The sequence below is a fragment of the Pseudomonas sp. Nvir genome (assembly GCF_963778085.1).
GTDB classification, from domain to species: domain Bacteria; phylum Pseudomonadota; class Gammaproteobacteria; order Pseudomonadales; family Pseudomonadaceae; genus Aquipseudomonas; species Aquipseudomonas juntendi.
Genome location: NZ_OY970405.1, coordinates 1,437,414 through 1,460,765 on the forward strand (window position 1 = coordinate 1,437,414; position 23,352 = coordinate 1,460,765).

The following is a 23,352-nucleotide window of genomic DNA, read 5'->3' on the forward strand; positions in this document are numbered from 1 at the left end:
AGGTGAACACAAGGGTAAGTTTCATACTTGGCTCAACGAGAAGTCCTCTCGATCCTTTGTCAGATTGGGGTTGTAGTAGGGGTCCCTATCAAGAATTACTGACCATCGTGATTTCATGAATTCGATTTCACTTTGGAAACGTCTTATCTTCTCTGGAGAGTCTTCTGCCCCCCTGCTGATCGACTCATAATGATAAAGCTCAGCATAAGGAGTCCACAAATTTCTATAACCCGCAGCTTGCACTCTCAGACAGAAATCAACATCATTGAATGCAACTTTTAGATTCTCCTCATCCAGCCCCTTAACTTCGTCGAATACTTCCTTGCGAACTAATAGGCAGGCTGCAGTAACTGCCGAAAGAGTCTGTGGAAGTTTAAGTCTGTAGAAGTAACCTGGATGATCTCTATGAAAATGCTTATGACTGTGACCTGCAACACCACCTAACGAGCAAATCACCCCCGCGTGTTGTATAGTATCATTGCTGTAGTAAAGCTTCGCGCCTACGCAACCTACTTCTTTGCGAATAGCATATGAAACCATCTCGGTCAGCCATCCATTATTAATAACCTCAACGTCGTTGTTCACTAACCCAATCAGCTTACCTTTGGCAAATTTTGCGCCAAAGTTATTGATGGCTGAGTAGTTGAATGGGTAGTCATAATTAATTACTCGGACGTTTTCGTATTCGAGTTGTATTTCCGCAAAGAACTCAAGCGTATCCTGCTCAACACTTCCATTATCCAGAATGATGATTTCGAAATTTTTGTAGCTTGTTTTCTCAAGAATGCTACGAACAGCAACTTCCGTTAAATTTCTACGATCACGTGTGGGTATGAGCAAGCTTACAAGAGGTGGGTTTTTGGGTATCGGCCAATGAACCCGATAAGTGTTAGGAGCGGGGCCTATCTCAACACGAATGCTTCGATTCAATTTTGCAAAATGGTGTTTGAGCGCTTTGACGCCGGCGTCCGACGTATATGACTTTTCGCCCGCCGCCATTGCTGTAGAACCTTCAAGTACCCTCCAGTGGTAAAGGATGTGGGGGATATGAACAATTTGCTCAGGTTCGACATGTTCTAGGCAACGCAGCATAAGGTCGTAGTCTTGGCTCCCCTCTACGCCAGTTCTGAAGCCTTTTACTTTCTTCAGTAGTGAGGTCTGGTATACGCCAAGATGTGATACATAGTTCTGTGAGTAAAAAAGCTCTGGATTCCAATCGCTCTTGAAGTGCGGCTCAAATCGCATCCCATTGATATCGATTTTGTCTTCGTCGCTATATATAATTTTGCATCCAGTATTTTCGTTGATTGCAATGGCGACGTGGAGCAATGCATTATTTGCTAAAAGGTCATCATGGTCGAGAAGAGCGCAGTACTCTCCTGTCGCCAGTGCCAATGCTGAGTTAGAACATCTGGAGATATGTCCGTTTTTTGCACGAACAGTGTATTTTATCCTGTTATCTTTTTTTGCGTACGCGTCTAGTATTTTTGCGACGAAGGGATCTGTCGACGCATCATCAGCGATACACAGTTCCCAGTTTTCGTATGTTTGCGCTATGACTGACTCAATGCATTCTTTTAACAGTGTGCCATCAGTGTTGTACGTGGGAAGCAGAATAGAGATTTTTGGAGTGTAGGACATTTTAGCTGTCAGACATTGAGCTAGCTCTCTACTAGGTGAATGCACTGACTCAGTGTTCTCGATCCAATCAGCATAGGTCGAATCGTTTTTGTCTTCATTCAGACTATCCGAGTATAGTTTATAGATGTCTTGGATGTTTCCCGGGTTGGCGTCTGAAAGAGTGAAGCTGGAACTACCATCTGTGCCACTATTTTGCTGTGCGCTGAATAGGATAATGTGGTTTTTCGCGTCAATTTCAGTTAGCTTTTGTATTTGGAATGCATGAATACAGAATGGTCCTGGATACTCTAATGGGTCAAACCGAAGTAGTTTAACATCGCCAGGAAAATAAATGATACGCGAACAAACCTCATTGTTTTTGATTTTCAGGTTAAATGATCCTTGCTCTGAGAAGCCAGAGCCATAATCAGCGTACAGTCGCGAAATCGACTTTCGCTTCTTGCAGGTCATCAACACATCCACCAAGTACCATCCTTCTGCAAAAGACGGGCCCTTATTGTCGATGAAGAAATAGGGGTCGTTGCCTTTTGAAATCCATCCTGCTCCACTATCTGAGTTGGCCACAATATCTTGGGCGGGAACTAAGCTAGTGTTTGGATTAAATTGTATTTGCGAGCTGCGAGGGTTTCTCAATAGCGTAATAGCAATCGCAATGTTGAACCGTATGTGCTCAGCCATTTCTGGTTGACTTTGGATCACTTGGGCATAAAGGTTTAGTGCTTTAGAGTATTCTTGGCGTTGGAAGCTTTCATTGGCGCTTACCAAAATAGATTTGCCAACCGTACTGGGCTTCATGATTTAAATCTTCCCTGGCTTTTGATAGCTGGACATTGTTTTTGCAATAATGTTCTTCATGCAAGTTCCCAGTTCACGCCATTTCCCCCAATCTACATGGGGATGTTGAGATTCCAGTTCAGCGAATTGTACGTCAAGAGAACTCAGTAAACTAACCAGACGTATCTTGTCCATATCAGGCAGGCTATTCCAAACCTTAATGTCCATCAGTGTAGGTGCCTCGAAACGGAGTTCAAAGCGACCGCCGTCATCGTCGATTTGTTCAGGATACCAACCCGAGAGGAAGGGATGGGCTACTCTACAGAACTCTATCCGTGGGTGGCTTCCGAACGACTCCCCAGCCGCGTCGACGGTTGATAGTGTGTACTCCACAACTTCCCAGTGAGTGCCGCTCTGGACTACGTTTTCCAGCTTCAATTTAAGTCCGTGATAGCCGCCATTGTGAGTAAGTTCAATTAGCGAAATATGATCGAATCTAAGAACTGGCGGGTGTGATGATATTACTTTCCCTAGGTTTTGAAGAGCCGGTGCCAGCCCTTTAGCCAGCATGTTATTACCTGTTTCATCAGAGTGTTCGATGTAGCGCAATAAATCGCAAACAATCTCTTGAATTAAAAGCCAATCACTTGGCCCAAAGCTCGACAACGTTTTATCTCTAGCGGAACTTTTTGGTGTGGTGACTGTTAGTCGGTTACCTTCGCCAAGGCAGGCTGGCCAGCGAGTAAACAGAGCAGTATCTTTTTGTTCTGCCCCCCTAGAGAATTCTATGCTGGCAGTGCTATTCATAGTTTTTGTTTTGAACTTTAGGAGGTCAAAAAATCGCCCTCCAATGAAAACGTCTGACACATGCCACTGAAGGGTTTCACTCTCATGGTCTGTACTGACTTCTTCAATAGTTACCATCGAGCCCAGCCATCGATGCGGTACAACGGCACTCAGCCGATCAATAAATTGTAACGAAGTATTGAGTTTGCCTTCCAAGAATTTCTCGTTCTCTAACGATCTTTCCAACGCACTTTGTATTTTGAAGATCTCACCTAAGAGCGTAGTTCGTTCATCGTAATGAACATCTTCAAGGGATTGAAAACGTAAGGCACAGGTTGTCTCAATCTTTTTGAGAATTGCTGCGATCTCACTTAGCCCTTGGTCAGCATTAAAATCTTTTAGCTTATGCATGCTGCCACCAATCTAGTATTAATTCCACTACTCTGAACATTAAGCATATGCAGCCCATGGTAATTATTTACCTATCACGCTTATGCGCGATCCCATCAGGCTGCACGTATTTCCAAAGACTTTGACTTCGACTTCATCACCTTGTTTAAGAGTAGATTCATGGTGGAAATAGAATCCGCACATTCCATCTTGCGAAATGTTTTTATCTTTAAGGTCGGGTCTGAAGTAGTTGGCTCTGAAATAGCTTCGAAATACGCCATTAACGAAGACGCTCAATTTAATATCCGCGCTCCCCCCGTCCTGCCTGCAAACCCAGCCTGAGATAAATTTGTCATTAGATTTGTCTACAGCGCCAATCAGTTTTTCAGTAAATACCGAAGTTTCTAAAGCCGCTTTAAGATTTTTAATTTCTTTTTTTAGCGAATCTAATTTGCTATCAGGTAATTTATAGAAGACGTCTTTGAAGTCATGGATCTCGAAATAACTTGAGTCTTTAAGCGTAAGGTCGCCACCCATCGCATCTCCACGATTCAATTTTTTACGGACGAACTCTTCTTTGGATTTTATTACGTAATGGTTAACTCTCAGCGGTCCAGATATAACGTGTTTCGCAATGCCCTTCGGCATTCCAGTTGCCGGTGTTACGACTCCGCGCTCTATTTCAATAAACTCGGTTAACGGTGCTCCGGTGCTATCAATTCGCTTGTAGGGAGGATAGAGGTAAGAAATGTGAGGCCCAATTTGGTAAGCAAATGCGAGTTTGGTTGCGGATTTTAAATGACAGTTTTTCCCATGCATCTCATCCCCCGAGCAGTAATTAAAACGTTCGAGAACAGGACGGTCATCCTTCTTTTCAAGGCCGGATGAGCCGAAGCATCTCCAGTTGATGCCGACCATACCTACTTCGGGGTTACTCATCAATTTAGATAGTTCTGAATACTCAGCCCCATCCGCAAACGACTCATGAACTAAAAACTCATCTGCGTCAAGAAATAGTACGGTATTTTCTCGATCGACAAATTTTTCTGAAATTCTTCGATAGGCAGTGAGTTGAGAGTTTCCTAGCAGTTTGGGCTGGTACATGATATCAGTCATGCCTTTGCTACTTAGTGCCTCAATCAGCTGTAAGGTCTTGTCAGTTGAGCCATTGTCAGCAATTATGAATTTACTAAACCCACCAATTCTGTGCCATGCAAGCCACTCTAGAATGTAGTCGTATTCATTTTTAAAGATAGTCCCAATCCGAATTTCCATGATTTCTAATCACCCAAGCAGAGAGGATAGAGCGCCAATGGCGATGGCATGCGTATATCCCTTAGTGTGCATCCTCAAAAGAACATCTGCCGAGTCAGACTCGTTCTTCAATGCCTGCGCGCCGATCTTACATGAAAATCCGCTATCCAATGGCGCTCCAGGAATTTGATCCACAACATCTTGTCGCCTAATTCTGTCAATGGATTGAAATGGATAATCCTGACCATTGACGCCTAATGAAAAATTCAAATCAGAACCATCGTCCGCAAATGCCCAGCCGACAACAGTAAGGTAGTTACAGTACTCGACTCTATCAATCGCTACTCTAATATGTGGAATTCTTGGTGGTATCACGTTTATTACGTGGTCTGGCACTCCGTGTGCTGAAAGTTGACTTTTTAGTCTATCCAATTCTAAGCAGGTTTTTTCGAGTAACGCTGGGTCAAAAGCATCATTGACGTCATTAACGTCATGTGCGTTAAAGAAATTGATATCTCTATCCAGTTTGGAATTATTCTTGACAGTTGCCCGACCTCTGCTTTTTTTATACAGAAACTCACCGTGTGATTTAATAATATAGTGATTCAGGCGTAGGTTCTCCCAACATACTGTCTCACTCAGTCCCTTTATCCCTTTGGAGTCTGGTATTAAATCGTGCCCAGCTGTATCAACGCACGTAAAGCCGGATTTGAGCTTGAACAAGTGGGGATTTTCTTCCGTGCCATCGTAGGCAACCGTCTTCACTATAGACTTATAATGGCGGTTCACTCCGAAATGCTTTTCGCCTCTCCCTTCAAATCTTTTGATGACGGGCTGAGAGTCAAATTCTTTCAGGCCGGATGAACCGAAACTTGCCCAGTTCACTGCGATGGCACCAATCGAGCTGGTGTTGTTCGTTATTTTTTTAATTGTTGACCTTAGATTCCCATCCTCAGGAAGCAGAAACTCATCAGCATCTATAAAAGCAGCCCAATCTACTGTTGTGGAGTGCTGCTCCATTAATTCTTTATAGGCAGGAAGCTGTGGGGCGCGGTCAACAGGTGTGGGGAAGGCTAATAACTTGATTAGGCCTAAGGCGTCCAGAGCTTCAAGCAATTCTTTCCCATCATCAGTGCTGTCGTTGTCAGCAATGAAAAACTGTTCTACTCCAATGATGCGATGATAGGCTAGCCACTCAAGTATGTACGGACCTTCATTTTTGAAGATCGAGCAGATGCCTATTTTCAAATTGTTATCTTCCTTTACCATTGTCATCTCTGCCTTAAGTCAGTTTGTGCTTTCGGATTTAAGAGTCTCAAGAACTTGAACTCTGCTTGAGTTGGACTTAATATTTCCAAGCAGGCCGCAGACTGGCTTCGATTTGAGGCTTGACTGTGGATGTTCAATAATGAGTCACTCTAGCTATAATTTCCAACATGAATACCATGGAGTTAATGCTGGTTTAATGACTCATTATTCGTCATGGTATTCAATCGAGTGCCGGTGGAAGAGACAGTCCACCATAAGGTCCGCTGAGATAATCTATACTCAATGCTTTATGATAATGAGGATCACTCAATCCATGTGGGCTCCATTTTTCAATGAAACGCTGCTGCTCTCGCCGGGAGCGAGCAAGTTTATCAGGTGATTGATCTTTACCTCTACTTGCTGACTCAGCGTGTATCAGTTGGCTAGATGCACACCAAATAACATGCATATTCTGTTTTAGGATGCGTAAGCATAAATCAACATCGTTGAAAGCAACAGGGAATGCATTTTCATCCAGACCTCCCACTTTATAGAATAAATCTTTATGCATTATAAGGCAGGCAGCGGTCACAGCGCTTTGGCGCCGGGTGATCTGGTTCAGCCCAAGATAACCCGCATCATCTCTGTGTAAATTATTCCCAATGTGTGCTGCTAATCCGTTGATGCCTACAACAACGCCTCCATGCTGTACCATGTTATTTGGCCATAGAAGTTTAGCCCCCACCGCACCAACGTCCGGCTGATACAATTGCGCAATCATCTCTTTTAGCCATTCAGGCCCGAGAACTTCAATGTCATTGTTTACTAATCCAATCACCTCGCCCGTTGCATAGCGCGAAGCATGATTGTTGATAGTTGAGTAATTGAATGGGTGATTATAGTCAATGACTTTGACACCCCTCGATTTTAGTGCGTCAAGGTATGCTAGCGTTTTAATGTCACTAGACTGATTGTTGACAACTATTATTTCAAGGTCGGGGTAGTCTGTGCGCGTAAGCAATCCCTCTACGCAGGCGCATAGCAGCTTATAGTGATCACGCGTAGGAATAATCAAGCTCACGCGGGGCATTTTTTCAGGCAGCTTCCAATGAGCTCTAAGCAAGGCGGGATAGCCCGGGATATGGCTCACTTCTGCCCCAGGCACTAACGAATCGCATAGCCACTTAATAGCCATCAATCTTTCTTCCGAGGGGGGGGCATGCTCAGGACTGCCAGGCATGTGTTCCGCACGGTGATAAAGAACGCGACCTAGCTTCACAACTTCGGCTTGGCTGCGTTGGGTAGCCAAAGCGACTGCGGCAATAAGGTCATGCCACCCCACATTTTGGATTAGGCGATGCGTGAGCAGGCTCAGCGCCTCACTTACAATCTCTTCACTAAAGATCGCTCCTGACGTAAAGATATCAGCACCTATGAAAAGGTTGATATCCCATACTGGTTTCAACCACGGCAAGGTCCGCTCGCCCTCAGGACCATCGCGGTCGCAGTCTGAATAGCCCCAAGCAGCGCCATCGTCGAGCAAAGCACTCAAGTGCCCCAGTGCGAAATCCGCCAAGTGATCGCCTGCATGTATAGGTAGTACCCGATCACACCCAGAATGAATCAGCTTCGCAATCGCTTGCCCTATGTCATTCGATTGCGCAACCGCTAGCTCATGTATATTCTCTCGATCGGCGGAGATACTTGACATAGTACGAAGCTCTAATTTCTCATCGCCGTCGCTAATAATCAATACGCCAATCCTACCTCGTATGGGAAGCGCACAATTTCTGTCGAGGCGCTGGAATGCGTCGAACCACTGCGGATAACTCCCCCACCCTGCGCTCTTGGGCAGGCGTATGCTTTGTTCCTTCGCAACTGCATTGAGCAGCTCGAGTGTTGCTGAATCCTGTGCTGGTTCGAGCCGCCTGATTAGACCTTCCATACCCTCCGGCCAGCAGCACAAGCGAATGGGGCTACCCGTCAGTTGCTGTCCAAGATCATTGACGATTTCCAGCACATGGACCTTGCCATCGGCCAACTCCCAGGGGAGATCGATGCCAAATCCGTGGTCACTAGTGGCGCGGTACGCCAAGGCTTGGTTGTGCTCATTACATACGGCCCGACCAACCACTTGATCGCCTTCCCGTACCGTAACCTCCACATGCCGATCAGGTGCCTTTGGATCCCAGCACCAACCACCGACACGCAAGCCGCCTGTATGCCAAACCTGGGACGCAATCGAGGCACTGTCGTCGCTGGGTGCTACCGGGAGCGAAAGTTGACCTTCCAATTCGAATGACTGGTTGGCGATGCGTGCGGTGATCAAGCATGCCTCGTCAAGCCAGCGCTGGCGCAATTGCACGGCAAAGCCATGGTACTGGTCGCCCATTGGTGCGTTAGGCTCATATTGGTCGGCACGTGCCAGAGCAACGCTGGCTCCATCGATGAACACCTCGATGACAGGCCGGTTTTCCGGTTGCGTGTTGTCCATCGCCCAGCCGTGCAGTACGTCCCCTTGAAGGCCAAATATGGCGCCGCTGAAGGCGGGTAGGGCGACCGGCTGAGCCGTTTGCTGTTGATCCACAAGGTGTTCGGTCATTGGAGCAGGCTCAGGGTGAAAGGCAAGGCGGTCAGGGCTGCGGCCCCTGTGTCTCTTGCCAACAAATTGGAGGGTGCGAACAGCGGTATACCCAGCTGGGCTGCCAAGCGAGGGGCCGCCCAGTCGCTGCCAGGATTTTCAGCCAGGCTGAGCACAGCATCACATCCGGCGGCTTGGGCTCGCTCGGCCAAGGTGAAGCCATTCAAGTCGGGCAGCACATGTACGGAACCGGTGGCTTGCAGTTGTTTCAGCAGGGGGCCATCGCTTGGCGCAACCAAACGGATGGACAATTCCGCGCGTTTAATATGCCTTGCAACGTCCAGCCAATGCTGTGCAATGCTGGCATCGCGCAGGCTGTCACCAATGACGAGTGATTGAGGCATATGCACAGCCAACCCGCTGGTGACCGCAGTCGCCTCTGTTACTAAGTTGGAATCTGGCAGCGCATCGCTGTAAACAGGTTGTAGCGCTGGCCATGGCAACTGAACGCTGGCCGCTTCGCGAGCAAAACGCCGCCAGTCATAATCACCCCGCGAATCGAGCAGGCGGTCGTCGTTGCACAGAATGCGGTACGGAATGTCCAGCATTGCCGGTAGATCACATAAGCCAATCGGGCAGCGGGCAAGGTTCTGGAACAACATTGCCTGCAATGGCAGGCTGCGCAGGCATTCGACCAAGTGAGTGAAATCGCCCGGCAGTTCGTACTCCAGATTCAGAGGCAAGGGGCACAATGGGGCGGTCAGCACTACCCAAGTTCGATGACTGCTGTGGTGATAAGCCAAGCTGAAAACAGCATCGTCATTTGAGCCATCGTGGATGTAGAGCGTCTTGTCCTCACCCATCTGCCAACTGAGATTTCGCTCGCTCGCCGGTTTACGTAGCAAGTGCTCAAGGCGCGCTTCCTGTAAAGCCTGGCGTGCAGGTTTGATAGGGTCGCGCAGGCAGAATGCTTGATAGCTGCTGGATGCGTCGGGGTAGCGTTGGCGCAAGGTTGCGTTGTTCAACGCCACTCGCATTACCTTCTCGGCACCGAACGAAATACCACCCCGGTGTGCCACAAACACGTTAGGCGCCCCCATATGCCGCCAGCCGTGGCTGCGGGCGCGCAGGCACCAGTCGGTTTCTTCACCGTAGCCCCGTGCCAGGTGTACTTCGTCCAGGTAGCCTACCTGGTCCAGTGCGGCCCGCTTGATATACAGGCAAAAGCCGCAGCCCGTCTCGATCTCGACGGGTGGGCTGGCCACCTGCCGGGCGAGCTCATCCAGTTCGGCCTGGGCCTTGGCGCTGGGCATTTCGTGGCAGATCTGGCTACGGGGGAAGCTCATGAGCTCGCCGTTATTGGTGAACGGCGTTACCGACGCAATGCGTTCGTCGCTATAAGCAACTGCACGCAACCGATCCAGCCAGGCGCCGTGTACGCGGGTATCAGCGTTGAGCCACACTACGTCCTTGTTCGGGCTAAGGGCCATGGCGCGGTTCATGGTACGAATGAAACCGAGATTGACCGCGTTGTTGATCAACGTGATCTTGCCCTTGGCAGCAAGCACCTTGAGTGCCTTGGCCAGGGCAGGGACCGGCGTCTTGTCTTCGATAACCACCAGTCGGTGCGGGGTGCGGTTCAATTTGCGGGCGTCCAGCGCGCTGTTGATGCACTCCAGTGTTTCCTCAAGGCCGTTATAGACCGGAATCAGCACATCCACTGGGTTGTTTTCGCCGCCACCTACGCTAGCAGGCGGAACGAAGACCGGCATGGCGTAAACCGGGCTGCCTAGCAGGGGCATGCCGTTGGCAAATTGAACGTGCACTGCAGGGGTGGGGTTCGGTACGCTCACCCGCAAACCACCATGGGTCGCTGGGAGCCCCGCTGCACCAAGCAGCGGGTGGGCGGCGCTGGCAGTCGCGTTAATGCGAGCGCCATTGGCTTCAATCTGCAGCGCTGCGGGCGCTTGCAGATTCTGCAAGTCGATCGCCCAGCCCTGAATTTCCTTCTGTTCCGGCAGATAACGCACAACACCGATAGTGCCCGGAGCGTCGCTTTGCGCCGCCAGCAGCTTGACTACCAACCCAAGCTCTTTACCCGTCTGGATATCGGGCAGGTGGGCCAGAATCGTGCGCCGCAACTCTGCAGGCGTTTCTGACCGGTTGCGGGCCTCCCAAAGGGTTAGCCGCAGGGCAAGATCGTTGGGCTGAAGTTTCCAGGCATTTGTAAGGTAGCGCGTGGCCATCTCGAAGTGGCCTTGCGCCAGAAGGCTGCGCCCCACCAACGCGTGAACGTCGGCCCGCTCGGGCAATGCCCTGGCGGCATTGGCGAAAAATAAAAAAGCCAGCTCGGGCGTCTGCGGCAAGGCCGCGATGCCTTTCCATACGAGTGCTTCGGCCCGGTACTCGGGAACCTGCAACGCACGTTCGAGTGCAGTTGCCGCCGCGTCATGCTCGTTGGCCTGACGGTGGCGGTGGAAGATGCCCATGAGCGTCTCTCGCCCATGGTCGAGTTGTCTGGACATAAGCTTGGCTTGGCTACAGATAATAAAAAGAGGGGCGACCCGAAAGTCGCCCCTTTGGCATATGCCCGGCCCTGAGGCCGGACATACGCAGCGCTACAGCAGGGCTAGTTACACTTGGCCGTGCAGTACAACGACGTTGTCGTTGTGAGCGACGGCTTCTTCGGAACCGACGATTGCGATAGCAACGTCAGCCTGCGAAGCACCAGCTTCCAGCTGAGCAGCCCAGTGAGCCTTACCAGCGTCATCAGCGGTACGGTCCAGAGCGGACTGGTACAGCGAATCGATGAAGTCGGAGTTGGCTTTCGAGGCAGCTTCAGCAGAACCAACGATCGCCTGGGCGATGTCGGCACGGCTTGCGCCGTTGAACAGCTGGGATACCCAGTTCTGCAGGCCAGCTTCGTCAGCTTCGCGACCCAAGGCAGCTTCGTACAGGTTTTCAACGAAGGTACCGTTCGACGCGTCCAGTGCCTGAGCTTCGGCCGAAACCGAGATGGCAGCAGCTACGTCCGCCAGGCTACCGCCGTTGGCCAGCAGCTGGGTCCAAACGCTGGAGCCAGCGTCATCGGTAGCGCCGCGACCCAGCAGGGCCTCGTACAGCTCGTTGACGTCAGCAGCGTTGTTAACGCCAGCGAATTCGGACGAATCCAGCAGAGCGTTGGCAACGTCAGTCAGCGAACCACCGTTGTTCACATAGCCAGTGAAGAACTTGGCGCCGCTCTGGTCTACGTCGCGGTCCAGGATGCCTTGGTACAGGCGCAGGGCAGCAGCTTCTGCGTCGTTGTGGGCCAGGGCAACAGTTTCCACTTCTTCACCGTTGACGAAGGTCAGGAACTCGGCGTCGGTGATGGCTGCGGTCTGGTTACCGGTCAGGTTGACATTGAAGTTGTTGCCAACTGCGATGGTGTAGTCATCGCGCGAGCCGTCCAACTGAACAACGTCGTAGCCTTCGCCAGCGTTGACGATGTCAGCGTGGTTGCTACCGCTCAGGATGATGGTGTCATCGCCGGAACCGGTGGTGATGTTGTTGTTGCCAGCGCCAGCGATAACGGTGTTATTGCCGTTGCCAGTAACGATGGTGTCGTTGCCGTTGCCAGCGTCGATCAGGGTGTTCTGGTCGCCTTTAACGGTGATTACGTCGTCACCGTTGCCGGTGGCTACTACCAGTTCGATAGCCGAGGTATCGACTGCAGCCAGGGCAGCGAAGGCTTGAACGTCGGCAGCAGGGGCGGCAGCTTGGCCTTCCAGGTTAACGACCAGGTTGGCATCGCTCTGCAGGTGGTAAACGCTGGCGCCAGCAGCTTCAGCAGCGGCCAGGTCCAGTACCACGGTGTCGCCTTTAACGCCTTCCACAGTGCCTTGAACGATGCTTGCAGCACCGGAAGCTGGCAGCTGAACGGTAGTGCCGGTGATACCAGCAACCGAAACGGTCTCTGCGTTGTCCAGGTTCAGCAGGCTGTTGATAGCCTCGATGGTGGAGTCGGACAGGTTGGCGCTTTCGGCGGTCAGAGTAGCTTGTACGTCGCTGCTCGATACGGGATTATCGTATTGCATGGTGTATTCCTGTTACTTCAGGCCGGCTGGCCTGCTGCAATAGTAGTCTGCTCAGTTGCAGAGTTTTCCCACGGAGACTTAAGGCGGGCAGCGTTCATCTTCGTAACGGGGGTCAGGGCGATATGCAGCGCCACCAGCGGCTCGTTGCCGGTGGGGCCATGCATCATCTGATTGGCGACCAGGCGTTGTGGTTCGGCATTGCCGAACACCACAACACCAGTCAATTCGTAGTTTTTGCGCAGAGGGCCGACCAGGCTGAAACCAACACACAGCAGTGGCAGGCCCTGCGCCTTGGCACCGACGTACGTCCCCGTCGACACATTGCGACAAGGGCCTGAGCCAGCCACCATGCAGGTGTAGAGCAAGTCTACGCCTACCGGTTTTTCAGCCCATTCGATGGCAAACGATTCAATGAAATCTTCAGTACCGGGTGCACCTACCCAACCCTCATTGGAGGTTACCTCACCCGCCTTTTTCAGGTGGGCGGTAAGCGTGATGGGTAAGGGTTTGGTGCTGGCAGCAATGGCCTGGGCTGGCTCCGCCGTTGCGACAACGGCGTAGGTACGCATGATGGCCGGCGAGGTGTCTATGCGGTCGATGCGAAGGTCGATTGGGTCGATCACCTCGTCGAACATGTGGTATTCAGTAATCAGAACGGTGGTTACACCACCTTTGACCCGAGCCACAATGGTGTCGCCCAGTTTGGTCAGCATGTTTTTACTGACGCCCTCGGCGGGAAAGAAGTCGATGGAGCCTTTGCCCAATGGTGCTTGCTGCAGCGCAATGCACACGGGCTTGTCGGCAGGGGGCTGCGAGGCGTAGCGGAAGATGTACATGCCCGGCTCGAGCAGCGTAACCCGGGAACTGATTTTCAGGCCGTCAAGGGTCTGCGAAGGCATAGACATGGCGTTGTTAAGCTCCTTTTAAGCAAAAACACTGGTAGCTAACTTGCTCAAACCCGTGCGTGCACCAAACGGCCGGTGAAGGCTCCCTGCGAGTGGCGAAGATGCCGTCAGAGGGAAGGGTTGTCAACCAAGAAATCTAAAAAAAATTTCATATTCGTCCGGAACTTAGCGCTGACTTTCGCGCTCTCGAGGGTCTGGTTTTAGTACCCGACAAAAATAATAGGATTACCCAGGGCAGAGAAAAATGTTAGAAAAATCAGCAGCCTACCCAAAGCGCTATGCAGGTTTCGCCTCGCCCTGATTTTTTTGACAAAGACCTGGCAGGAAGGTTTGACCTGCTAGCCGTTTGTCGCCTTGTGTTGCGTCTGGCGAAAGGTGGAGGTTCAGGGCCGGATTGCTCAACAAACTTTCATGAATAATCGCGGCTGGTCGGGGAACGAGCTCGTTTCCGGATAATCTGAGAGCCAGACGTACCTATGCGGGTGTTACACTGCCTGCCGCTTCCGCCTTCCTCAGTATGGATACCATGAGTTCACAATCCGAAAATAATCTGCAAGCTGCCCTGAAAGCTTGTAAAAGCAGCTTCCTTTCGGTCGGTTTCTTCAGCTTCTTCGTCAACGCGCTGATGCTGGTGCCTACCTTCTTCATGATCCAGGTATCGGGTCGAGTCGTGCCCTCCAGCAGCACTTCAACATTGCTCATGTTGACGCTGATCCTGACAGTGCTGCTACTCACAATGGGGGCACTGGAGTGGGTGCGTTCTCGCATCATGGTTCGTATCAGTAACCGTCTGGATGTGTTGCTCAGTCGGGATGTATACCGTGCAAGCTTCAAGCGCGCGCTGACCAGTGGTGGTGCGGATGCAACTGCGCAATCCTTGAATGACCTCACAGCCTTGCGCCAATTTTTTACTGGGCCAGGCTTGTTTGCTTTCTTCGATGCTCCCTGGTTTCCGATTTACACCATCGTGATGTTCCTCTTTCACCCGTGGTTTGGCTGGATGACGCTGGCGTGTGGTGCCGTTCTGTCGGTGCTGGCTGTCGTCAACCACCGTCTTACAGGGCAGGCGTTGGCTGCGGCCAACAAAGAGAACGTGGCTTCCAACGTGGTAACGACCAAGACGCTGCGTAACGCCGAAGTGATCGAGTCTATGGGTATGCTCGAGACGCTGATGAACCGGTGGGCTAAACGCCAACGCAACATCATGATGCTGCAGTCACAGGCCAGTGACAAAGGTGGGATCGTAAGCTCTACCTCTAAAACGTTCCGAATGTGGTCGCAGTCGATCATGCTGGCCATTGGTGCGTATCTTGTCGTTACCCACGAAATCAACCCTGGGTTGTTGATGGCGGGCTCGCTGCTACTGGGGCGCGCGCTAGCGCCAATCGATCAGATGATCGGCAGCTGGAAAGGGTTCGTGGCGGCTAAGGTCCAATATGACCGCCTGAATAAAGTGATGGACGATCTGAATAAAGAGCCTGAGCGTATGCCATTGCCTGCGCCAGAAGGCCACATCCAGGTCGAGAACCTGATCGTTGCGCCTCCTGGTGCCAAAGCCCCGGTATTGCGAAGCATCAGTTTTGTAGCGCCGGCAGGTTCAATCGTGGGTATCGTTGGCCCGAGTGCTGCGGGCAAATCCACGCTCGTGCGTGCATTGATGGGGATCTGGCCGCCGCAGCATGGCGTGGTGCGTCTTGATGGCGCCGATATCGCCAGCTGGGATAAGCAGGCGCTTGGCCCGTACGTGGGTTACCTGCCGCAAGACATCGAACTGTTCGAGGGCAGCATCAGCGAAAACATCGCGCGCTTCGACAAGGTTGACCCTGAGAAAGTAGTGCAAGCCGCGCAGATGGCCGGTGTGCATGAAATGATCCTGATGTTGCCAGACGGTTACGACACGGTCATTGGTAGTGAGGGCGTGAATTTGTCAGGCGGTCAGCGCCAACGGATCGGTCTGGCGCGCGCCATTTACGGCAACCCGCGCCTGATCGTGCTCGACGAGCCGAACTCCAACCTGGACGATGTGGGCGAGCGTGCATTGGGCGTGGCACTGCAAAAGCTCAAGGAAACTGGTGCCACGGTATTTATCGTCTCTCACCGCCCCAATATCCTTACCCGCCTGGACCGTATTCTGGTAATGGCCGGTGGCACCATTTCGCTGTATGGCGAGCGCGATCGCGTTATCGCTGAACTGGCCGCCCAGCAAGCCAAGCTTCAGCAGCGTGGTGCGCCAGCGGCGGCTGCCCAGGCGCCTGCCGCTGCGCCAACTGCTCCACCCGCGCCAGATGCTGCCCCTGCTGCGCCTGCGGCGGTTGTGCCCGCCACTACCAGTACTGGCGCTTGAAAGGACTTCTAGATGAGCAGTAAAGCAATTACAAATTTCGACCACAATTTCGATGACATGCCAACGTCGGACCGCGGTATACGCCGGATTGGTTTGACCATCGTCTTTGTCACCTTCGGCATTTTCGGTACCTGGGCGGCTTTCGCCCCCTTGAGCAACGCAGTGCACGGCACCGGCGTGGTCACCGTGCAGAACTACCGCAAGACCGTGCAGCACCTGGAAGGCGGTATCGTCAAAGAGCTGCATGCCCGGGATGGTGACCTGGTGAACAAAGGTGACCCGCTGATAGTGCTGGACGAGTCACAGCTCAGCGCTGAATACGAGTCCACCCGCAACCAGCTTATCGTTGCGCGCTATAAAGAGGCACGCCTGCGCGCCGAGCGCGACGGCTTGGCGTCGATCCCGGCAGTGACGATGGAGGGCACCGACTCTGGTCGTGCCCAGGAAGCGTTGGCCGGTGAGCAGCAAGTGTTCAAGGCGCGCCATGATTCCTTGCAGGGCGAAATTTCTGTCAACCGCGAGCGCATCCAGCAAATGCAGCAGCAGATTGCTGGCTTGAACGACATGATCCGTACCAAGACAGGTCTGGAGAAGTCGTATTCCGGTGAAATCAAGCAACTGAAAGAGTTGTTGGCAGAGGGGTTCGTCGACAACCAGCGGTTGCTGGAGCAGGAGCGTAAGCTTGATATGCTCAAGACCGAAGTGGCTGACCACCAGTCCAGCATTACCAAGACCAAGTTGCAGATTGGCGAGACCGAACTGCAAATCGTGCAGTTGAAGAAGAAGTTCGATGCCGATGTTGCCAAGGAACTTTCCGACGTACAGGCCCAGGTGTTCGACCTGCAGGAAAAGGAAGCAGCGCTTCGCGACCGCCTCTCCCGCGTAGTTATACGTGCCCCTGAAAGCGGCATGGTGCTGGATATGAAGGTGCACACCATTGGCGGTGTCGTCAGTGCCGCAACGCCGCTATTGGATATTGTGCCAGCGCAGTCCGAGCTTGTAGTAGAAGCCAAGGTAGCCCCGCGGGATATCGACCGGCTGGAATTGGGCAAAACTGCGGACGTCCGCTTCTCGGCTTTCAACCAGGCTACTACGCCTATCATCGAGGGTAAGCTGACGCGCATTTCGGCGGACAGCCTGGTTGATGAGCGCTCGGGCGATCAGTACTACCTGGTGCGCGTTAAAGTCACCGAAGACGGCATGAAGAAACTGGCCGGTCGCAAGCTGCAACCTGGCATGCCGGCCGAAGTCTTGATCAATGCAGGCGACCGCACCATGCTGCAATACCTGCTGAAACCGGCGCGCAACATGTTCGCTGAATCGCTGATTGAGGAATGATCGTGCTGCGTTTGCTACCGGGAGTAATGTTGTGCATGGTCGCCTGGCAGGCGGTGGCTGTAGAGGGGAGGGGTGGCGAAGGCGTTGCTCCGAAGGGCGTGTCGGCTTCTACTTATGCGTTGGACCTGGCCGGGTTGTACCGGGAGGCGCGCCTGGAAGACCCGCGGGTGCTGGCGGCGTACGCACGGGCGCGCTCTGCGAGTGAGCAGCAGCGTGCCGCGCTGGGTGGGTTGTTGCCCCAGGTGTCGGCCAATGCCAACTCCAGCCGGATTCTGCGAAAGAACGAACTCGAGCGCGACATCTACAATACCGAAACCTACTCGCTCAGCTTGACCCAGTATCTGTACAACAAGCCGGCTTGGGAGCGTTACCAGAAGTCCAAGAGCGTCAAGGCCCAGAAGGGGTTTGAGGCGGAGGATACCCTGGCGGAGGCCACGGTCGACCTGGCCAAGCGTTACTTCGTAGCGCTGGCGGCAGACGACGAGTTGGCCCTGGTCCAGGCGGAGCGCCGGGCCACTCAGAAAAACCTTGACCGCGTCAGTAGCATGTTCGACCGGCAAATGGCCAAGATTACCGACAAGCTGGATATGCAGGCGCGGGTAGACTTTTTGCTTGCGCAGGAAGTGGAAGCGCGCAACCAGGTGCAGGTCAGCCGCGAGGCGTTGGCCGAGATTGTCGGGCGCCCGATTACCGAGCCGCTTAGCCGGGTTCGTAATGACGTGGCGTTGCAGGCGCCTACCCGCCCCTTGCAAAACTGGGTCACTCAGGCAATCGAAACCAATCCGATGCTCAAATCTTTCCAAAGTGGAGCAGAGGCAGCCACAGCGGCGGTGCGCGAAGGCAAGGGTGAGCACTATCCGCAGTTGGGCCTGAGTTTGACTGCGCAGCAGAACGACCAGGGTTATGACAATACCCAAACACCGCGCAGTGACAGCTACGTGGCGTCGCTGGGGTTGAAAATTCCGATCTACAGCGGGGGTTCCACCTCTGCTCGTGTGCGTGGGCTGTACGATGATCAGCTGGCAGCCGAGGAACAGCTGGAGGGCGTGCGCCGCCAGGTGGTCAAGGAAACTACCACTGCCTACCTGACCGCGCAGGCCGCTGTCGAGAAGATCCGCGCCAACCGCAATGCGTTGTCATCGGCGCAGCAGTCCAGCCTGGCGGCGCAGAAGGCATTTTCTTTCGGCGTGGTCAACGCCGTGGATGTGCTGACCGCGGTGCAGAACGAATTCAAGGCCCGGCGCGACTTGCTGAAAACCCAGTACGACTTCATCACCAACCTGTTTCTGCTGAACCGCTGGGCAGGCGAGTTGACCGAGGAAAGCGTAAACAATGTAAATGTATGGCTAAGCCCGGTGCCTGAAACCAGCCTGCCGGGTGGTGATGCGGCGCGGGTCAATGCGCGTGGCTGACTGAGTGCTTGGCGGCAGGTGGCGGCCCACACGGGCCCCGCCTGCCGTTTCAGACCTTTCCTACACCTTACATGCTGGTAACCCTTTGCGCGGGTACTTATCCTTACCTTCATCTGCCAGGCCGTTCACCCGCTCCACCCAGCCCAAGCCACCGGCAGGCAAACCGTGAACGGTACAACCCACCACGCGGTTGTTTTGCAAGTCGAGTCCTCTGTCCGACCTATGTATACTTCCGCATTAAATCTGCACACGCGTGGCGGCAACGGCCCGCGTGGTTTTATCAATTACCATGCCCGCACGGCACTACCGGAGTTGGTTAAGTCACATGAAAGCAATCGTTACTGGGATCACTGGTCAAGACGGCGCCTACCTGGCGGAACTGCTGCTGGAAAAGGGTTACACCGTTTACGGCACCTACCGTCGCACCAGCTCGGTCAACTTCTGGCGCATCGAGGAGTTGGGTATCCATACCAACCCTAACCTGCACCTGGTCGAATACGACCTCACCGACCTGTCGGCCAGCATCCGTTTGCTGCAAACCACCGAGGCCACCGAGGTATACAACCTCGCCGCACAAAGCTTTGTGGGTGTGTCGTTCGAGCAACCGCTGACCACCGCCGAAATCACCGGCTTGGGCGCGGTCAACCTGCTCGAAGCCATTCGTATCGTTAACCCCAAGGCGCGCTTCTACCAGGCTTCCACCTCGGAAATGTTCGGCAAGGTGCAGGCAATTCCGCAGGTCGAAACCACCCCGTTCTACCCGCGCAGCCCTTACGGCGTGGCCAAGCTCTACGCTCACTGGATGACCATCAACTACCGTGAGTCGTACAACATCTTCGCCACCAGCGGCATCCTGTTCAACCACGAGTCGCCACTGCGCGGCCGTGAGTTCGTGACCCGCAAGATCACCGACTCGGTAGCCAAGATCAAGCTGGGCCTGCTGGACAAGCTGGAGCTGGGCAACCTCGACGCCAAACGTGACTGGGGCTTCGCCAAGGAATACGTTGAGGGCATGTGGCGCATGCTGCAGGCTGACGAACCGGATACCTTCGTGCTCGCCACCAACCGTACCGAAACCGTACGCGACTTCGTTACCATGGCCTTCAAGGCAGTTGGTATTGAAATCAAGTGGAGCGGCAAAGACGAAGCGGAGCAGGGCAGCTGCGCTGCAACCGGTAAGGTACTGGTTGTCATCAACCCGAAATTCTACCGCCCAGCCGAAGTCGAACTGCTTATCGGCAACCCGGAAAAGGCCAAGAACGTGCTGGGCTGGGAGCCCAAGACCAGCCTCGAAGAGCTGTGCCGCATGATGGTCGAAGCCGACCTGCGTCGTAACGAACAAGGGTTCTCGTTCTGATGCAAATGGCCAGCAAACGCGCACTCATCACAGGTATACACGGGTTCACCGGCCGCTACATGGCGGCAGAACTACGAGCTGCTGGCTATGAAGTTTTCGGCACTGGCAGCCAGCCCCTGCAGGCCCCTGACTACCGTCAGGTCGACCTTGCCGATGGGCCTGGGTTGCGCGCGTTGCTGGCCGAACTGCAGCCGGATGTCATCGTCCATCTGGCTGCCATTGCTTTTGTAGGGCATGGTGCTGCCGACGCGTTCTATCAGGTCAACCTGATAGGTACGCGCAACCTGCTCGAAGCTATTGCGGCCTGCGGCAAAACACCCGAGTGTGTGTTGCTTGCCAGCAGTGCCAATGTTTACGGCAACGTTTCCGAAGGGCTGCTGAACGAGCAGACGCCGCCGGCGCCCGCCAATGATTACGCGGTCAGCAAACTGGCCATGGAATACATGGCCAGGCTGTGGTGTGATCGGCTGCCTATCGTTATCGCGCGGCCCTTCAACTACACCGGTGTTGGGCAGGCAGACAACTTCCTGCTACCCAAGATCGTCTCGCACTTTCGCCGCAAGGCCGAAGTGATCGAGCTTGGCAATCTGGATGTCTGGCGCGACTTCAGTGACGTGCGCGCGGTTGTCCAGGCCTATCGTGGCTTGATCGAAGCACGGCCGGTCGGGCAGGCGATCAATGTCAGTTCTGGTACAACCCATTCGTTGCGCGAAGTGATCGGCAAGTGCTCGGCTATTACGGGGCACCAACTCGAGGTACAGGTGAATCCGGCTTTTGTCCGCGCTAACGAGGTCAAAACCCTGTGTGGTGACAACGCAAAGCTGCGGGCCTTGCTACCTGGCTGGGAAACCCCGTCGCTGGATGAAACGCTGGGTTGGATGCTTGCTGATAAATGAAGCTCATCCTTTCTGTAGAGTCGGTGCGCTTCCCGCTTACCGGCATTGGGCGTTATACCTATGAATTAGCCTCGCGGCTGCAGCACGCTGATGAAATCAGCGAGTTGCGGCTGTTTGCTGGTCGCAAGTTTTTGCCCGAACTGGTTTCACCTTCCGACCAGTCCGACGCCGTGCACGGCCTGAAGCGCTTTGTGCAGAAAAACGCACTGGCTGTGGAAGTGTACCGGCGGCTGATGCCCATTTTGCGCAAGCAAGCGCTGCGCGGGCATGAAGACTTCATCTATCACAGTACCAACTTTTACCTGCCGCCATTTGCAGGTCCGCGGGTGGCGACGTTTCACGATTTGTCGCCGTTCACTTGGGCGCACTGCCATACGCCGCAAATCGCGCGGTATCTGCAGAAGGAGCTTACGCAAAGCCTCAAGCGTGCAGATGCCTTGATTACCGTATCGCATTGCATGCGACAGGAACTGGCAGACTATTTCAATTGGCCGCTGGACCGGATTCACGCGGTCCCCCTGGCCAGTTCGCCACAGTTTCACCCCCGCAGCCCGGGTGCCCTGCGCGAGGCCTTGGCCCGCCATGGCCTCGAACCGGGCGGCTATAGCCTGTTCGTCGGCACCATCGAGCCGCGCAAGAACATCGTCTCGCTACTGGATGCCTACAGTCGTCTGCCGCTCGCCCTGCGCCAACGGTGGCCGTTGATTCTTACCGGTTACCATGGTTGGCGCAGCGAAGCCATTCATGACCGTATCGCCCAGGCGCAGCAGCAGGGGTGGGCACGCTACCTCGGGTTCGTGGCCAGCGCAGACCTGCCTTTGCTGTTCGCCGGCGCGCGCCTGTTCACCTTCCCGTCGCATTACGAAGGGTTTGGCTTGCCGGTACTTGAAGCCATGAGCTCCGGGGTGCCCGTTGTGTGCTCCAACAGCTCGTCGCTGCCGGAGGTGGCAGGCCCGGCTGCGCTGATGTGCGCACCTGATGATGTAGAAGGGTTGACTGCATTGTTGCAGCAAGGGCTTGAGGACGAAGCCTGGCGTGCAACGGCGGTGCAGCAGGGCCTGTTGCATGCCGGCGGCTTCTCGTGGGAGCGCTGTGCCCAGGCAACGGTCGAGGTTTACAAGTCGGTCAGGGAAAGATGATAAAGGTTCTGCATTTTTTCAAAACGTACTACCCGGACTCCATGGGCGGTATCGAGCAGGTAATCTTCCAGATTGCCGAAGGGACTCAAGCCCACGGCGTTGAACCTGAAGTGCTCTACCTCAGCCCACGGGGCTCAGGGCGTGACGAACGCGTGGCCAACCACCGCACCCATCGGGCCAAGCTGGATTTGCACGTCGCCTCCACGGGCTTCTCGCTGTCGGCAATGAAGGATTTTGCCGAACTCGCCAGGCAGGCAGACATCGTGCATTACCACTTCCCCTGGCCGTACATGGATGTTGTGCACTTCCTGGCCCGGCTGAACAAACCGACCGTGGTCAGCTACCACTCCGATATCGTCAAGCAAAAGTGGCTGCTCAAGCTCTACCAGCCCTTGATGCGGCGGTTCTTTTCCAGCGTTGATCGTATAGTTGCATCTTCGCCGAATTACGCCGCGCATAGCCCGGTGCTGACCCAGTTCAAAGACAAGGTCGCCATAATTCCCTATGGTCTGGACCGGTCCACTTACCCCGCCGCCAGTGCCGAGAAGCTGGCCTATTGGCGGCAACGCCTGGGCGAGCGTTTTTTCCTGTTCGTTGGCGCCTTGCGCTATTACAAGGGCCTGGATTATTTGCTGGAAGCCGCGCGTATCAACGGCTTGCCGGTGGTGATCATGGGGGGCGGCTTCCTTGAGCATCAGCTGAAGCAGCAGGCGGCGGAGGCGGGGTTGCACAACGTCCAGTTCCTGGGCGGGCTGCCGGATGACGACAAGGCGGCGTTGCTTGAACTGTGCTACGCCTTCGCTTTCCCGTCCCACCTGCGTTCGGAGTCGTTCGGCATCTCGCTGCTGGAGGCGGCCATGTATGGCAAACCGCTTATCTCCTGCGAAATGGGATCGGGCACAACGTTCATCAACCTGGCCGACGAGACGGGGCTGGTAGTGCCTCCACGCGATGCCGCAGCGCTGGCGCAAGCCATGCAACGGTTGTGGGACGATCCGGCCATGGCCCAAACCATGGGAGGGCGGGCGTTGCAGCGCTATGAGCAGGTATTCACCGCATCGGCCATGGCGTCTGGCTATGCCGAACTCTATCGTAGCCTGCTTTAGCTGTTTACCCGCGCAGCCAAGCAGCAAGTCCGGTCGGCCATTGCGGCACCCAAGCGCGTTGCCCGGTGGTGGGTCGGGCAGTGGTTGCGCCCTGGCAATTTCCGT

At 54.0% G+C, this 23,352-nt stretch carries 15 protein-coding genes; 7 read left to right on the forward strand and 8 right to left on the reverse strand.

Translation table 11 applies throughout. From position 1 onward, the window contains the following. Window positions 1–21: 21 nt before the first annotated feature. From AACG97_RS06905 to AACG97_RS06940, 8 genes are all read right to left on the reverse strand, one after another. Complete coding sequence (locus AACG97_RS06905; protein ID WP_225785798.1) at window positions 22–2,436, reverse strand: glycosyltransferase family 2 protein; 2,415 nt, start codon at window positions 2,434–2,436, stop codon at window positions 22–24. A gap of 3 nt (window positions 2,437–2,439) precedes the next feature. Beyond that, a complete protein-coding gene (locus AACG97_RS06910; RefSeq protein ID WP_225785797.1) occupies window positions 2,440–3,612 on the reverse strand; it encodes a hypothetical protein in 1,173 nt (390 codons plus the stop codon). 63 nt (window positions 3,613–3,675) lie between these two features. Beyond that, window positions 3,676–4,866 carry a glycosyltransferase family 2 protein gene (locus AACG97_RS06915; RefSeq protein WP_225785796.1) on the reverse strand — a complete coding sequence of 397 codons (1,191 nt, stop codon included), beginning with the start codon at window positions 4,864–4,866 and terminating at the stop codon, window positions 3,676–3,678. A gap of 9 nt (window positions 4,867–4,875) precedes the next feature. Beyond that, window positions 4,876–6,114 (reverse strand): glycosyltransferase family 2 protein, encoded by a 1,239-nt coding sequence (locus AACG97_RS06920; RefSeq protein ID WP_225785795.1) that lies wholly within the window; start codon window positions 6,112–6,114, stop codon window positions 4,876–4,878. Between the two features lie 220 nt (window positions 6,115–6,334). After that, window positions 6,335–8,695, reverse strand: a complete 2,361-nt coding sequence (locus AACG97_RS06925; RefSeq protein WP_225785794.1) for a glycosyltransferase family 2 protein — start codon at window positions 8,693–8,695, stop codon at window positions 6,335–6,337. Continuing rightward, complete coding sequence (locus AACG97_RS06930) at window positions 8,692–11,163, reverse strand: glycosyltransferase family 2 protein (RefSeq protein ID WP_225785887.1); 2,472 nt, start codon at window positions 11,161–11,163, stop codon at window positions 8,692–8,694. The genes AACG97_RS06925 and AACG97_RS06930 overlap by 4 nt, the downstream gene beginning before the upstream one ends. Window positions 11,164–11,307: 144 nt before the next feature. After that, a complete protein-coding gene (locus tag AACG97_RS06935) occupies window positions 11,308–12,750 on the reverse strand; it encodes a DUF4214 domain-containing protein (protein ID WP_225785793.1) in 1,443 nt (480 codons plus the stop codon). A gap of 17 nt (window positions 12,751–12,767) precedes the next feature. Then, entirely contained in the window at window positions 12,768–13,649 is an 882-nt protein-coding gene (locus AACG97_RS06940; protein ID WP_225785792.1) for a hypothetical protein, read from the reverse strand. Window positions 13,650–14,181: 532 nt separating this feature from the next. On the opposite strand from AACG97_RS06940, the gene AACG97_RS06945 reads away from it, so the two are divergent. The 7 genes from AACG97_RS06945 to AACG97_RS06975 all read left to right on the forward strand — a co-directional run bounded on the left by AACG97_RS06945 (window position 14,182) and on the right by AACG97_RS06975 (window position 23,247). Next, complete coding sequence (locus AACG97_RS06945) at window positions 14,182–15,999, forward strand: type I secretion system permease/ATPase (RefSeq protein ID WP_225785791.1); 1,818 nt, start codon at window positions 14,182–14,184, stop codon at window positions 15,997–15,999. 12 nt (window positions 16,000–16,011) lie between these two features. Next, on the forward strand, window positions 16,012–17,337 hold the full coding sequence (locus AACG97_RS06950) for an HlyD family type I secretion periplasmic adaptor subunit (RefSeq protein WP_070085788.1): 1,326 nt from the start codon (window positions 16,012–16,014) through the stop codon (window positions 17,335–17,337). Next, window positions 17,334–18,749 (forward strand): TolC family outer membrane protein, encoded by a 1,416-nt coding sequence (locus AACG97_RS06955; protein WP_225785790.1) that lies wholly within the window; start codon window positions 17,334–17,336, stop codon window positions 18,747–18,749. Before AACG97_RS06950 ends, AACG97_RS06955 begins: the two co-directional genes overlap by 4 nt. Window positions 18,750–19,074: 325 nt before the next feature. Next, window positions 19,075–20,106, forward strand: a complete 1,032-nt coding sequence (gmd, locus tag AACG97_RS06960) for a GDP-mannose 4,6-dehydratase (protein ID WP_225785789.1) — start codon at window positions 19,075–19,077, stop codon at window positions 20,104–20,106. Next, complete coding sequence (locus AACG97_RS06965; protein ID WP_029885244.1) at window positions 20,106–21,002, forward strand: GDP-mannose 4,6-dehydratase; 897 nt, start codon at window positions 20,106–20,108, stop codon at window positions 21,000–21,002. The genes gmd and AACG97_RS06965 overlap by 1 nt, the downstream gene beginning before the upstream one ends. Then, on the forward strand, window positions 20,999–22,141 hold the full coding sequence (locus tag AACG97_RS06970; protein WP_225785788.1) for a glycosyltransferase family 4 protein: 1,143 nt from the start codon (window positions 20,999–21,001) through the stop codon (window positions 22,139–22,141). The genes AACG97_RS06965 and AACG97_RS06970 overlap by 4 nt, the downstream gene beginning before the upstream one ends. Next, complete coding sequence (locus AACG97_RS06975) at window positions 22,138–23,247, forward strand: glycosyltransferase family 4 protein (RefSeq protein ID WP_029885246.1); 1,110 nt, start codon at window positions 22,138–22,140, stop codon at window positions 23,245–23,247. Before AACG97_RS06970 ends, AACG97_RS06975 begins: the two co-directional genes overlap by 4 nt. Window positions 23,248–23,352: the final 105 nt, after the last annotated feature.